At 74.1% G+C, this 13,591-nt stretch carries 14 protein-coding genes; 5 read left to right on the forward strand and 9 right to left on the reverse strand.

Going from position 1 to position 13,591, the window contains the following annotated elements:
- Positions 1-47: 47 nt before the first annotated feature.
- Positions 48-788, forward strand: coding sequence for a dienelactone hydrolase family protein (locus KUM03_RS12165; RefSeq protein ID WP_217247051.1), 741 nt, complete (start codon positions 48-50; stop codon positions 786-788).
- Positions 789-850: 62 nt separating this feature from the next.
- On the opposite strand, the gene KUM03_RS12170 is transcribed toward KUM03_RS12165, so the two are convergent.
- A complete protein-coding gene (locus tag KUM03_RS12170) occupies positions 851-1,465 on the reverse strand; it encodes a hypothetical protein (protein ID WP_217247052.1) in 615 nt (204 codons plus the stop codon).
- Between the two features lie 232 nt (positions 1,466-1,697).
- Between KUM03_RS12170 and KUM03_RS12175 the strand changes: the two genes are divergently transcribed.
- The 3 genes from KUM03_RS12175 (at position 1,698) to KUM03_RS12185 (ending at position 4,521) form a co-directional block, all read left to right on the forward strand.
- Positions 1,698-2,282 (forward strand): TetR/AcrR family transcriptional regulator, encoded by a 585-nt coding sequence (locus KUM03_RS12175; protein WP_217247053.1) that lies wholly within the window; start codon positions 1,698-1,700, stop codon positions 2,280-2,282.
- Positions 2,283-2,391: 109 nt separating this feature from the next.
- Positions 2,392-3,738, forward strand: coding sequence for an MFS transporter (locus KUM03_RS12180; protein WP_217247054.1), 1,347 nt, complete (start codon positions 2,392-2,394; stop codon positions 3,736-3,738).
- Positions 3,739-3,762: 24 nt separating this feature from the next.
- Positions 3,763-4,521: an SDR family NAD(P)-dependent oxidoreductase gene (locus KUM03_RS12185; protein ID WP_217247055.1), complete on the forward strand. Its 759-nt coding sequence runs from the start codon at positions 3,763-3,765 to the stop codon at positions 4,519-4,521.
- A gap of 83 nt (positions 4,522-4,604) precedes the next feature.
- Here KUM03_RS12185 and KUM03_RS12190 read toward each other — a convergent pair whose 3' ends face one another.
- The 8 genes from KUM03_RS12190 to KUM03_RS12225 form a co-directional block, all read right to left on the reverse strand.
- Positions 4,605-5,054: an ester cyclase gene (locus KUM03_RS12190; protein ID WP_217247056.1), complete on the reverse strand. Its 450-nt coding sequence runs from the start codon at positions 5,052-5,054 to the stop codon at positions 4,605-4,607.
- 15 nt (positions 5,055-5,069) lie between these two features.
- Positions 5,070-6,116, reverse strand: coding sequence for a zinc-binding dehydrogenase (locus KUM03_RS12195; protein WP_217247057.1), 1,047 nt, complete (start codon positions 6,114-6,116; stop codon positions 5,070-5,072).
- Complete coding sequence (locus KUM03_RS12200) at positions 6,113-6,976, reverse strand: NAD(P)H-binding protein (protein ID WP_217247058.1); 864 nt, start codon at positions 6,974-6,976, stop codon at positions 6,113-6,115. Before KUM03_RS12200 ends, KUM03_RS12195 begins: the two co-directional genes overlap by 4 nt.
- A gap of 140 nt (positions 6,977-7,116) precedes the next feature.
- Entirely contained in the window at positions 7,117-7,491 is a 375-nt protein-coding gene (locus KUM03_RS12205; protein ID WP_217247059.1) for an ectoine synthase, read from the reverse strand.
- A gap of 58 nt (positions 7,492-7,549) precedes the next feature.
- Positions 7,550-8,578 (reverse strand): anthranilate phosphoribosyltransferase, encoded by a 1,029-nt coding sequence (locus KUM03_RS12210; RefSeq protein ID WP_217247060.1) that lies wholly within the window; start codon positions 8,576-8,578, stop codon positions 7,550-7,552.
- Between the two features lie 2 nt (positions 8,579-8,580).
- The gene (locus KUM03_RS12215) at positions 8,581-8,844 is read right to left on the reverse strand and encodes an acyl carrier protein (RefSeq protein ID WP_217247061.1); all 264 of its coding nucleotides are present in this window, start codon (positions 8,842-8,844) and stop codon (positions 8,581-8,583) included.
- Between the two features lie 609 nt (positions 8,845-9,453).
- On the reverse strand, positions 9,454-10,803 hold the full coding sequence (locus tag KUM03_RS12220; RefSeq protein WP_217247062.1) for a hypothetical protein: 1,350 nt from the start codon (positions 10,801-10,803) through the stop codon (positions 9,454-9,456).
- Positions 10,800-13,406 (reverse strand): DEAD/DEAH box helicase, encoded by a 2,607-nt coding sequence (locus KUM03_RS12225; protein WP_254399240.1) that lies wholly within the window; start codon positions 13,404-13,406, stop codon positions 10,800-10,802. Before KUM03_RS12225 ends, KUM03_RS12220 begins: the two co-directional genes overlap by 4 nt.
- Here KUM03_RS12225 and KUM03_RS38265 point away from each other — a divergent pair.
- Positions 13,350-13,591, forward strand: a 242-nt coding sequence (locus KUM03_RS38265; protein WP_254399241.1) for a hypothetical protein, incomplete at its 3' end; no start/stop codon positions are given. The two genes, KUM03_RS12225 and KUM03_RS38265, sit on opposite strands and share 57 nt — an antisense overlap.

Genomic DNA, 13,591 nt, shown 5'->3' on the forward strand with positions numbered 1-13,591 from the left:
GTCGTGTTGACCACAGGCTCGACACATCAATCACGACAGGAGACCCCGTGCCCACCAAGACGTTGCAGATCCAGGTTCCCACCGCGGACGGCAAGGCCGACGCGTTCGCCGCCTTCCCCGACAGCGGTGAGCAGCACCCGGGGGTGCTGATGTACGCGGACGGCTTCGGCATCCGGCCCGTGCTGCGCGACATGGCCCGCGAACTGGCCGGGCACGGCTACTACGTGCTCGTCCCCAACCTCTTCTACCGGCACGGCCCGGCACCGGTGGTCGACCTTCCCGAGCACATCGGGGACGAGGTCCGGCCGGCGATCTTCGCCCGGCTGATGCCCTTGATCGAGGCGCACACCGCCGAACGCGTCCTGATCGACGCCGAGGCCTACCTCGGGTTCCTCACCGACCAGCCCGAGGTCGCCGCCGGTCCCGTCGCGGTGACCGGCTACTGCATCGGCGGCCTCTGGGCGATGCGCACGGCCGCGGCCCACCCCGGCCGGGTGGCAGCCGTCGCCGCGTTCCACGGCCCGGTGGGGGTCGACGGGCCCGACCTCTTCGCCAAGCTGACCGCCCGGGTCCACCTCGGCCACGCCGAAGGCGACCTGACACCCGAGGCCCTCGGCGAACTCAACCAGGCCCTGGACGCCGCAGGCGTCAGCCACACCTCCGAGATCTACCCAGGCACCGTCCACGGCTTCACCATGGCTGACACCGACACTTTCAGCGCCTGCGGACTGCAACGCCACTGGGACCGCCTGCTCCCGCTCCTGAACGGCACGCTGGGCCACAGCTGAGGACTTCGCGCCGGCCCCAACCGCCCGTGCGGCCGGAAGCCACTGACAGCACGTCAGCTCGGTCAGGCCCCCGTGGCCGTCGGCGCCTCCCACGCGCCTGTGCGGGGAACCTCGGCACTGAGCCGCCACGGTTTGTGCCCCGGGGCTTCGCAGACGGCCCACAGCCGCAGGGGCGCATCGGCGTACGCGATGCGCCACCGGCGTTCTCCGTCATCGCCTGGTGTCCAAGGGGGCGGCATTGACGGGCGGAGGGTGATTCTTACAGCGTCGTCAGTCGCAAACGTGAAAGGGGCGATCGACCGTGCGAGCGGATCGACCCCGGCGGCGACGGCGCTGAAACGGAAAGGGCCCCAGACAACGGCCGCGCGCTCCTCTGCTGTGGGGCCGCCGGCGGGAATGTTGTCTCGTGAACGATCGCGGTCGTCTCTGATGCGGAGCCGTACTCGCAGGCCGGTCAGCCCCGAGGGCCCGTCAAGGCGTACGTGGAGCAGCCCCGGTGGTTCGGCGATCCTGAAGCGAAGCCGCGGAGTCAGTTCCTTGTGCCAGCGGTCACGCTCGATCTGGGCGACGGACGCAGCCGTCTTGTTCGCTTCCCGAGATGCCCTCCAGGCCGCGAGTGCGGCGAAACCGCTGAATCCGGCGGCGATGGCGGCGATCGAAGTGTCCGCGACGGTCATGGTGCGGCACCTGGCAGCGAGTCAGCGCTGCGGCCGGAGCGGGCAGGTGTCACCCGTGCTGGAGTCGGGACCAGTGCGTCGAAGCGAGATGGCGGCCGCTGCATCACTGCTCAACGAGCTTCGCCCATGTCAGTCACGCGACAGTGGCCTGGACGGACGGTCCGGGTCGATCGTGAGGCTACGCCACGCAATTATTTGACCGATCGTTCCAGTCAAGGCTATGGTCTTCGACGTGGCCAGGACCAAGGAATTCGATCCGGACGCCGCGCTGCAGTCGGCCCTCGAGCTGTTCTGGCGGCGCGGCTACGAAGCGACGTCGATGGCGGACCTCGTCGAGCACCTCGGCATCGGCCGCGCCAGCCTCTACGCGACCTTCGGCAACAAGCACGAGCTGTATCTGAAGGCCATGGACCGCTACACCGAGACGCGCGACCCGGCCCTGCTCGCCGAGTTGTCCCAGCCGGGCCCCGCACTGCCCGCGGTGCGGGCGCTGGTGCGCCGCTTCGCCGCGGAGGCCGCCTCTCCGGAGGACCGGCTGAACGGCTGTTTCGTCACCAACACCGCGGCCGAGCTGGCCCCGCACGACCCCGCGGCGGCCCGCCGGGTCGAGCTCAGCTGGGAGCACATCGAGACTCCTCTGCACTCCGCGCTCGTACGGGCCCAGGCTCAGGGCGAGTTGCCCGAGGGCCGCGATCCGCGCGCCCTGGCCCGCATGCTGCTCGTCCTGCTGCAGGGCGTACGGGTCGTCGGCAAGGCGTCGGACGATCCCGCCCGGGTGCGGGACGCGGCCGAACAGGCCCTGGCGCTGCTGGACTGACTCACGCCCACCGAAAGCATCGCAAGCACCGGAAGCACTGGGCGACTTTTGCCTGTCCAAATAATGGATCGATCGGTCAAGTATCGGTCTCAAGTATCCGGAGGATGGCATGACCGCCACAGCAGCTGCCCGCGTCGCCACCCTGCGGCAGCGACACGCCTTCGTCCTCCTCGGTGCCGTCCAGGCCACGCTGATCTTCACGCTCGCCGCGATCGCCGTACCGCTGCCCCGCATCGGGCGCGAACTCGGCCTGCAGCGTGCCGACCTGATCCTGCTCAGCGCCGCCTACGGACTGACCTTCGCCGGGCTGCTGCTCTTCGGCGGGCGCCTCGCGGACCGCTACGGCGGGCGGCGTGCCCTCACCGCGGGCCTGGTCCTCTTCGCCGCCGCCTCGGCCGCCGCCCCGCTCGCCTCCGGCATGGAGGCACTGCTGGCAGCACGCTTCGCGCAGGGCGCGGGGGCGGCTCTGATCGCGCCGGCCGCCATGGCCGTGCTGCGCGCCGTCTTCCCCTCCCCGTCCGCGTACGGCAGGGCGATGGCCACCTGGGGCGGGCTCTCGATACTCGGCGCGACCGCGGGCAATCTGCTCTCCGGCGTCATCTCGACGCTGCTGTCCTGGCGTTGGACCTTCGCCGTGCCGCTCGTGGTGGCCCTCGCGGCCCTCGCCCTGACGCCCCGGCTGCCGCCGGACACCACCGCGAGCCGGGACAGGTCCCTCGACCTGCCGGGTGCGCTGCTCGCCACCGCCGGGATCACCCTCGCCAGTCACGGACTCGTCGTCACCGACACCCACCCCTGGTCGTCGGCCGGTGTGCTCGTGCCGCTGCTCGGCGGAGCCGCGCTGCTGGCCGGGTTCTGGTACGCCGAGCGCGGCGCCCGCGACCCGCTGCTGCCGACCCGCTTCCTGCTCGACCGGCGGCGGATCCTCGCCCTCGCGGCCGTCGCGCTGAGCGCCTGCGCGACCGCGATGACCTTCGTGGTCCTCTCGCTCCACCTCCAGCAGACGCGCGACTGGTCACAGCTGCGGACCTCGGCGGCGTTCGTACCGTTCGCCGTGGCGCTGATCGCCTCGGGCCGGGCGGCGGGAGCGCTCATCGGCCGGTACGGGGCCCGCACCGTCACGGCCGCCGGGCTCGGCACCGGCGCGGCCGGGCTCGTCCTCCTCGCGCTCACCGGGACCGACGCGCACATCCCGTACGAGTACGGGCTGCTGCCGGGCCTCGTGCTGCTGCCGGCCGGCACGGCGGCCTCCTTCGCGGGAGCCGCCGTGCTCGCCACCGAAGGCGTGCCGCGGCAGCAAACCGGGCTCGCGGGCGGCGTGCTGAACACCGCGATGGAATTCGGCCCGACCGCCCTGTTCGCACTCCTGCTCACGCTCGGCAGCGATGCCTCGTCCCTCGCCGCGACGGGGGCCGCTCTCGCCGCCGTCGCCCTCCTGAACCACCGCACCAAGTAATCCAATTACTCAAGGAGCCACCCGATGAACCGCTTCACCGGCAAGACCGTCCTCGTCACCGGCGCGGGCTCCGGCCTCGGCCGCGCGATCGCGCTCGCCTTCGCGGCCGAGGGCGCGTCCGTGGTCGCCGCCGGACGTACCGCGGCCACACTGCACGAGACGGTCGGCCGCATCGAGGCCGCGGGCGGCACGGCCGCCGCCGTCACCGCCGACGTCACCGACTCCGGCCGGCTCCAGGACCTGGTGCGCGAGAGCGTCACCCGCTTCGGGGGGCTGGACATCGCGGTCAACAACGCCGGGATACTCCGCGGCACCGTGCCCGCCGGGGACGTGAGCGAGGAGGACTGGGACGCGGTGCTGCGGACGAACGTCACCGGCGTCTGGCTGGCCATGAAGCACGAGATCGCACACATGAAGGACCACGGCGGCGGCACCATCGTCAACATCTCCTCCAACCTGGGCGCACATCTGCGGATCCCGAACGCCGCCGCGTACGTCGCCTCGAAGGCCGCGGTCTCCGCGCTGACCCGTGCCGCCGCTCTCGACCACATCCACCAGGGCATCCGCATCAACGCGGTCAGCCCCGGCGCCTCCGCCGCCCCCATGTCGCTGCGGCCCGGCGAGAGCGAGGCCGACCGCGCCGAGCGTGTGAAGACGGAGAACCCGCTCGGCCGGGTCGCCGAGGCGGAGGAAGTGGCGGCCGCGGTGCTCTACCTCGCCTCGCCCGCGGCCGGCGCGGTGGTCGGCGCCGACCTGGTCATCGACAGCGGAGCCTCGGCCTGACGGTCCGCGGGCTCCGGCGGCGCAAAGGAGGGCCGGAACCGTGGTGGCGGTTTCGGCCCTCCTCGCGTCCGGCGCGGCGGCGGTCAGCCTCCGAGCACGCTCTGGTCGACGAAGCCCAGTTCCTTGAGCATCGGCAGGTAGTTGAAGACGTCGTAGTGCTCGATGATCCGGCCGTCGTCGTCGAAGCGCAGCTCCTCCAGCATGAACCAGCGGACCTTCTTGCCGGTCGGGGCCTTGCCGAAGAAGTCGCCCAGGTGCGTGGCCGTCACGGAGATGCGCAGGATGACCCGGTCGCCCTCGGAGACGGCGCTCCTGACATCCAGGTGGAGGTCGGGGAAGGCGGCGAGGCCGCCGCGCATCGCGCCGATCATCAGCTCGGTGTCGACCTCGCGGTCCTCGGAGAAGTGCCGGACGTCAGGGGACCAGTGCGCGATGACGCCGTCCACGTCCCAGCGGTTCCAGGCGGCGGCGCAGTCGAGCGCGATCTGCTTGTTGCGCTCCTGCACGGTGGTGTCGGTGAGCGTTGTGGTCATGACGAGGTCTCTTCCTTACCGGTGCGAGGGGATCAGGACGTGCTTGCCGACGGTGGTGCCGTCCAGCAGGGCGCGGAGAGCGGCCGGGGCCTCGTCCAAGCGGTGCCGGCCCGCGATCTCCGGGCGCAGCACGCCCTCGTCGGCCAGCCGGTACAGGGCGGCCAGGTCGGCCTGGAAGTTCTCGCCGGGCTTGACGTAGTACATGGTCTGCCGGCGGCCCCGGGTGAGCCCCAGCTTGCGTGCGAACCAGCGGGCGACCGTGCGGCGCAGGGCGGGCACGTGCGGGCGGAACCACTGCCCGGGCCGGTACCCGGCGACGGAGGAGTCGAAGGAGACCAGCGTGCCGCCGTCGGCGAGCAGTTCCCAGCCGACGTCCAGGCCGCGCCCGCCGATGTGGTCGAAGACGGCCTGCACGCCCTGCGGGGCCAGCTCCCGCACCGCGCCCGCGAAGTCCGGCAGGCGGTAGTCGACGGGCTCGGCGCCCAGCGCCCGGACCGCCTGGTGCTTGGCGGGCGAGGCGGTGCCGATGACCCGCAGCCCCTGGTGGACAGCGAGCTGGGTGAGCAGGGTGCCCACGCCGCCGCTCGCGCCGTGCACCAGGACGGTGTCGCCGGGCTCCAGGGAGACCAGGCGGTGCAGCATCTGGTAGGCCGTGACGCCGTTGGTGATCAGCGAGACGGCGATGGCGGCGTCGAGGTGTTCGGGGGCCTGGGCGAGGTGTTTCGCGGGCAGTTCGACGTACTCCTGCCAGGCGCCCTGGCGGGGCATCGCGGCGACGCGGTCGCCGGCCCGCAGGCCGGTGACGCCGGGGCCGGTCTCGACGACCCGCCCGACGAGGTCGTAGCCGGGGACGAACGGGAACTTGGGCGGGAAGGGGTGCAGGTGCTGGAGCATCTGCACTTCGGCATAGGAGACGCCGGCGGCCTCCACCCGGACCACGACCTTGCCCTGGCGGGCGGCCGGCCGGGCGTCCCGGACGGTGACGACGTGCTGCTCGGGCTCGCCGCTGCCGGTCATGGTGACGCGCGCGTTGGCGAGGGAGACGGCGGAGTGGATGGTCATACGGCGCCCACGGCCTCGGTGGTGCGGGCGAAGTCGTCGGCGTGGTCGGCGGCCCACTGGGCGAAGGTGCGCGCGGGGCGGCCGGTGACCTTCTCGACGGTGTCGACCGGGACGGGCGGGTGGTCGATCGCGTCGGCGAGGTAGCCGAGGACCATCTCGACGACCGGCGGCGGCATGAACCGGCCCATCTGCTCACGGGCCTGGTCGGGAGTGATCTCCTCGAAGGTGAGGGGACCGCCGACGGCTTCGGCGATCGCCTCGACCTGGGCGGCCTGCGTGATGGCCTCGGGCCCGGTCACGACGTATGCCTGCCCGGTGTGCCCGTCCTCGACCAGCGCGGTGACGGCCACGGCGGCGACGTCCGCCTCGTGGATCAGTACCCGCGGGGCGTTGCCGTAGGGGGCGCGGACGACGCCCTCGGTGCGGATCGAGTGCCCCCACTTCCACAGGATGTTGGTGGCGAACTCGTCCGGGCGCACGAACGTGAAGTCGATGCCGGACTCTTCGACGGCCTGCTCCACGGTGCGGTGGTGCTCGCCGCTGTGGTTGTCGCCGGAGGTGTCGAGCACGGACGAGGAGGAGAGCACGACGATGCGGCGCACGCCGGCCTCCTTCGCCAGCGCGACGACCTCGCGGGCCGTGGCGGGCACCGGGAAGAGGTACAGCTTCTCCACTCCCTCCAGGGCCGGCGTCAGCGTCCGGGGCTGCTCCAGGTCGCCCTCGAAGACCTCCACGCCCGCCGGGAGTCCGGCGGCCGCCGGGTTGCGGGTCAGCGCCCGCACCTGGGCGCCGGCGGCCACGAGTCCGTCGACCACGTGGCGGCCGACCGCTCCGGTGGCTCCTGTCACGAGAACTGTCATGCCTGCTCCACCTGTGTCGTGTTCCCGGCCTGTCGCCGAGGGGTCCGAAGTCACTTGAGTGCTTGCCAGGCTGTGGGCGCCCGCTGGAGGGCACGTGGAGAGCTGCTGGACGGCCGCGCCCTCCGGCGGGTGCGGCCCGGTCAGTAGTGCGAGTACTCGGCGGAGTCGAGGTCGTGCGTCTCGTCGCCGCGCAGCGCCGGGGTGAACATGCAGACCAGGCGCAGGTCCTCGTGCGGGGAGGCCACCAGCCAGTGGGCGTCGTGCCGGTCGAGGGCGTAGAGCGTGCCGGGCGTGATCGGGTGGGAGACGCCGTCGCTGTCGACGACCTCGCCGCTGCCCTCGATGCAGTAGCAGCTCTCCAGGTGGTTGCGGTACTCCAGGCGGGACTTGGTGCCCGCCCGCACGACCGTGTCCGTGACGGTGTAGCCGACGCCGTCGTCCTCGGTGAGGAAACGGCGGCTGAGGCCGTTGCCCCACTCGACACAGGTGACGTCTTCCAGCTTGCGGACGATCATGTTCGTCTCCTTCCATACGGTGGTGCCGACGGCGCGGGCTCGAGGGGCGGGAGGTGGTTCAGGCGGCGACCGCGGCGCGGGTGCGCAGGCGGTCCACCAGGGCCAGGGCGGAGCCGTCCCCGATGGCGGTGCGGGCCGCGCGGACGGCCTCGTGCCAGTCGCCGGTGCCCCGGGCGGCGACGGCCAGGGCGGCGGCGTTGAGGCACACGGTGTCCTCGGCGGCGGGGTGTCCCTCGCCTGCCAGCAGCGCCCGGAAGCCGGCGACGGGGTCGGTGCCCGGGGCGAGGTCGGCGAGGGTGCCGCGGCGCAGCCCGAAGAGGGCGGGGGCGAGGACGAAGTCGTCCTCGGCGCCGTCCTCGTAGGTGCGCACGAGGTTGGGAGTGAAGCCGAGCAGTTCGTCGACGCCGGGGTCGTTGGTGCACAGCCACACCGTGCGGCCGGTGCGGCGGGAGACGTGCTCGGCGGCGTGACGCACTCCGGTGACCAGCCGGGCGTCGGAGACGCCGGTGAGCTGCGCGTCGGCCGGCACGTCGGCGAGGAACGGCCCGAAGGTGTTGACGAACCGGCCCAGCGGCCGGAAGTTCAGCGGCAGCACGCCGCGCGCGAGCAGCGCGATCTCGGCGGGATAGACGTGGGGGCCGGTGAACGCCAGGCCGTAGCGCTCGAGCGTGTCGCGCGTCTCCTCGTGGGACGAGGTCGGTGCGATGCCGAGGCGGTGCAGCAGGTCGACGGAGCCCAGTCGGGACGTGTAGGCGCGCGAACCGCTCTTGACCACCGGCGTGCCCGCCGCGGCGGCGACGAACGCGGCGGCGGTGGAGAGGTTGAGGGTGGGCGGCCCGCCGCCGGTGCCGACGATGTTCACGGCGCCGGTGAACGGCGCGCCCGCCGGCGGTCGCCGCTCGGCGAGCGAGTCCAGCAGGGCGGCCAGGGTGACGCGGTCGGGTGTCCGGGTGGACAGTGACGCGAGGAGCGCCGCACTCTCGCCCCGGCGCAGCCGGCCGGCGTGGAGTTCGTCCCACAGGGACCGGAACTCGTCCCGCTCCACGGGCCGGTCGCGGGCGATCAGCGCGGTGACGGCGCCGTGCATCGCTACGCGGCCTCGGCCGTGGCGCCGGAAGCGGCCGCGATGAACTCCTCGATGGCGGCGACCGACCGGAACGACTCGGGCGCGAGGTCGACCTCGTCGGTGTTGATGCCGTACCGGTCCTCCAGCCAGGCGATCACCTTCAGCAGCCCGAGGCTGTCGATGACTCCGCTCTCCAGCAGGTCGTAGTGGTCGTCGAGCTGCGCCGCGGGCACGTCCGGCAGGAACTCCTCGACGAGGAACGCCTTGATGGCCTGGGCGTTGGGCATGTCGGTTCTCCTTGGTGAGGCGGTCGTGCACGCCACGGTCGCGGCCGGGCGGCCGGCGTGAGGGCGCGCGGCGGTGTGCTCCTTCGCGCGTGCGCCGCCAGTCCGGGCGGTGGCGGCCGGGCTCGGCGGCCACGCCTTCGGACGGCTCCTGCCTGCGCCCTCCTGGCCTTCGATGGTGGACGGCCGGGCTGGAGCCCGGTTCGAGCCGCACTGCACGCGGCCTCGGGTCCCTCCCCGGCCCGGCCTCGGGCCCGCCCGCGTTCCGCCGGAGCCCGGGATACGCCCCGGCCGCCGACGCCCACCCGACCGCGGACCGGCGCCCAACCCCCGGCTCGGCCTCGGGCCCGCCCGCGTCCCGCCGGAGCCCGGGGTACGCCCCGACCGCCGACACCCACCCGACCGCGGACCGGCGCCCAACCCCCGGCCCGGCCTCGGGCCCGCCCGCGTCCCGCCGGAGCCCGGGGTACGCCCCGACCGCCGACACCCACCCGACCGCGGACCGACGCCCGACCGGCCCGGCCGCGTGGCACACCGGGGACAGGCGCGGGCGGGCGGCGTCCGGTCCACCGCTCCTCCCCGGTGGCGGACGGGCACCGCGCGTGAGCGCCTTCAGGCGGTGTCGTCGTCCGTGAGACCGGTCAGTTCGGCGAGTGCCTCGGCCGGGTCGGTGGAGGGGGTGCCGGCGGGCCACCAGGCGGTGTCCCGCTCCCGGTAGGGGTACCAGCGGCCGTCGCGGCCCAGGCGCAGCTGGAGTCCGCGGCCGGTCAGCGTCCAGTGATTGCCGTCGATGCTGATCGGGGGCAGTTCCTCGTCCTCCCAGCCCGCGGCCAGCGCGGTGCGGGCCCGCGCGGTCTGCTGCTCGGACGGGGCCCAGGACCGTTCCAGCACCTCCAGCGCGGTCCGGCCGCCGGTACGCCACGCGGCGGCGGCCCGGTCCAGCTCCCCGGGCCGGCCGCAGCCCGCGCGCAGCCGGTCCGCGACGCGCGGGTCGGGGTGGGTGGCCGCCAGGCGCACGGTGTCCTGCCACGCGTCGAGCGGCTCGGGCGGCGCGGCGCCGAACCCGTGCAGGTGGGCCAGGAGTTCGCGGGCGCGCAGGGCCGCGTCGGCGGCGAGCCGGTCCAGCGGGTCGGCCTCGATGCCGGTGAGCGGCTCGTCGGGCACGGCGGGCGGCTCGGGCAGCGGCGGCAGGGCGGGCGGCCCGGCGTCGGGGCGGGCGTAGGCGGCGCGCTGAAGGGCGTGGGCATCGGGGTCCTGCGCCGCCGCGCCGTCCCGCTCGCCGCCGGCCTCCTCGTCCTCTCCCTCGGTCTCCTCGTCGTACTCCCCCTCGTACTCCTCCTCGCCGTACTCTTCGCCGTCCTCCTCGTCTCCGGCCATCGCCCGCAGCAGCAGGACCGACTTCAGTTCCTCCACCGCCTCGCCGGCGCCGCGGCCGCGGATCAGCGGCAGCAGCCACGGGTCCTCGTCGAGCAGCCAGGACAGCTGGTAGCCGAGCGCGGTGGCGTGCGGGCAGGGGTGGTCGAAGGCGTCGCAGTCGCAGTCGGCGTCGAGGTCGCCGTAGCCGGGCAGCATCCGCACCCGGGCGTCCTCGACGGCCTCCAGCAGGTCCTCGGGCAGTTCCCCGGCCAGCACCGCCTCGGTCTCGGCGGGCCGGTCGGCGGTCTTCTCCCAGAGCAGGTCCCACTCGTCGGCGTCCAGCTCCGTCAGCGTCAGCTGCGTGGTGTACGTCTCCTCACCGCCGTACACCTGGGCGGCGACGCGTCCGGGGCTGACCGTGATCGGGCCGATCCGGCCGCTGCGGGCGAAGGACCGCCCCTTCTTCAGCGGCTCCTCCTCCGGCCAGACGTCCTCCACGGCCGCCACCCACTGCCTGGCCCAGAAGGACTGGCCACGGGCCCGGCCGCCCCGGCGCGCCGCGAAGGCGGGAAAGCCCCGCGCGCCGCTGTCCTGTGCCCCGCTCATGCCATGCTCCTCAGTTCCACCAGGTTGGCCAGCTCGTCGTTGGTCAGCTCGGTCAGGGCCTGCTCGCCGGAGCCGAGGACGGCGTCGGCCAGTTCCTTCTTCGCCTCCAGCAGGGCCGCGATGCGGTCCTCGACGGTGCCCTCGGCGATCATCCGGTGCACCTGTACGGGCTTGGTCTGGCCGATGCGGTAGGCGCGGTCGGTGGCCTGGGCCTCCACGGCCGGGTTCCACCAGCGGTCGTAGTGCACGACGTGGTCGGCGCGGGTGAGGTTCAGGCCGGTGCCGGCCGCCTTCAGCGACAGCAGGAAGACGGGGAACTCACCGTCCTGGAAGCGCCGCACCATCTCCTCCCGCTTGGCCACCGGCGTGCCGCCGTGCAGCAGCATGGCGGGCGTGCCGCGCTCGCGCAGGTGGCGTTCGAGGAGCCGGGCCATCGCCACGTACTGGGTGAACACCAGGGCCGCGCCGCCCTCGGCGGTGATGGTGCCGATGAGTTCGTCGAACAGCTCCAGCTTCCCGGAGCGGCCCGCGAGCGGCGCGTCGTCCTCCTTGAGGAACTGCGCGGGGTGGTTGCAGATCTGCTTCAGGCCGGTGAGCAGCTTCAGCACCAGGCCGCTGCGGGCGATGCCGCCGTCGCCGGCGCGGATCTCGGCCATCACCGCCTCGACCTGCTTGCGGTACAGGGACTCCTGCTCGGCGCTGAGCGCGACCGGCCGGTCCGTCTCGGTCTTGGGCGGCAGCTCGGGCGCGATGCCCGGGTCGGTCTTGCGGCGGCGCAGCAGGAACGGCCGTACGAGGTCGGCGAGGAGCCGGGCGGTGTGCTGCTCCCCCTCCCCCTCCGCGGCGAGGACCCGCTCGGCCTCGACGGGGGCGATCCAGCGCTTGCGGAACCGGCCGTGGGTGCCGAGCAGTCCGGGCGTGGTCCAGTCGAGGACCGCCCACAGCTCGGAGAGGTTGTTCTCCACCGGGGTGCCGGTCAGCGCGATGCGGGCGCGGGCGCCGATCAGGCGCAGTGCCTTCGCGGTGGAGGAGTGCGGGTTCTTCACGTGCTGGGCCTCGTCGGCCACGACCAGGCCCCAGGGGTGGGTACCGAGCCGTTCGGCGTCCAGCCGCATGGTGCCGTACGTGGTGAGCACGAATCCGGCGTCGGCGCCGTCGAGGGTGCGGCCGGGGCCGTGGTAGCGCTGGACGGGGGTGCCCGGCGCGAAACGGCCCACCTCGCGCTCCCAGTTGCCGAGCAGCGAGGCCGGGCAGACCACCAGCGTGGGGCCGCGGTCCTGAGGCCGCTCCTGGCGCAGCAGGTGGAGCGAGATCAGCTGGATCGTCTTGCCGAGACCCATGTCGTCGGCGAGGCAGCCGCCGAGGCCGAGCGCGGTCATGCGGTCCATCCAGCGCAGACCGCGCAGCTGGTAGTCGCGCAGGGTGGCGGTCAGCGCGGCCGGCTGCGCCACCGGCTCGGCGCCGCCGTCGGGGTCGGCGAGGACGCGGCGCAGGGCGAGCAGCCACTCGCTGGGCGCCACCCGCACCCGCTCCGCGCCGATCTCGGTGTGGCCGGTGAGGGCGACGGCGAGCGCCTCGATCGCGGTGAGCGGCGGCAGTTCGCGCTCGCGGGCCTTGCGGGCGATGTCGGCGGCGACCAGGACCCAGCGGTCCCGCAGCCGCACCACGGCCCGGCCCTCGGCGACGGCCGCCGCCTCCTGGTCGGTGAGCGGTTCGCCGTCGAGTTCGACGCGCCAGCGCAGGTCGACGGTGCCGTCGCCGCCGAAGAACGAGCGCAGGTCGGCGGGCGGCACCCGGTCGGCACCGGCCACGGCGCGGGCCGTGAGCGCCCCGGTGGCCGCCTCGGGCCAGGTGACGTCGATGCCGTGCCCGGCCAGCCGGCCCTCGGCCCCGCCCAGCAGCTCGCGCAGCTCCTGGTCGGTGAGGTCGAGGGCGCCGGGCACCGGCAGCAGCCGCCCCAACGGCTCCCAGACGCCGGTCGCGCGGCGCACGGCGAGCACCATGTCGGCCTGGGCGCGCGGCCCGAGGGCGTGGTCGGCGCGGGCGAACAGGTCGTCGGCGTCCAGGGCGAGGGTGGGGTCGGCCAGACTGTGGGCGCGGGGCACCAGGCGCGGCACGGGCGGCCCGTCCTGCTCCGGACGGTCCTGGGCGCCGGCGAGTTCGACGCGCAGGGACATCCGGACCCCGGAGTCGAGCCCGGCGGAGATCTCCTCGGCCCAGGCGCGCAGTTGCGGCACGTGCTGGGGCCGGGTCGCGGCGAACGCCGCCCGTCCGGTGGCGAGTTCGGCGACGGGGGTGCGCGGCAGCATGTCGGCGACCGCGTCGAGGAAGGCCCGCACCAGCGCGGCGGGGTCGGCGCCGGGCACGGCGATCGCCTCGCCGGGCGCGGCGTCGGCCAGTTCCCGCAGGCGGGCGATGTCGTCGGCGTCGAACGGCCCGGCCCGCCAGGTGTCGTAGCCGCCCGGGGAGACGCCGGGCAGCAGCCGCTCCCGAGCGATCACCTGGAGCCCGAGGGCGAGCACGGCCCCCCAGTACGCGGCGGCGCGGTGCGGCCGGCCGACGAGGTCTACGCCGGAGCGGCCACCGTCACCGGCGCCACGCAGGCCGCCGCGCGCGCCGTCGCCGGCGTCCGGGATGCTCCCGCCACTGGCAGGACCACGGCCGTCACCGGGGCGACCACCGTCACTCGGGCGGCCACCGTCACTCGGGCGGCCACCGTCGCTCGGGCGAGCACCGTCACCGGCGGCGCCAGGCACGTCACCGGCGCCACGCAGGCCGCCGCGCGTGC

It is taken from the genome of Streptomyces sp. AC602_WCS936, from assembly GCF_019049125.1.
In the GTDB taxonomy this organism is placed as follows: Bacteria; Actinomycetota; Actinomycetes; order Streptomycetales; family Streptomycetaceae; genus Streptomyces.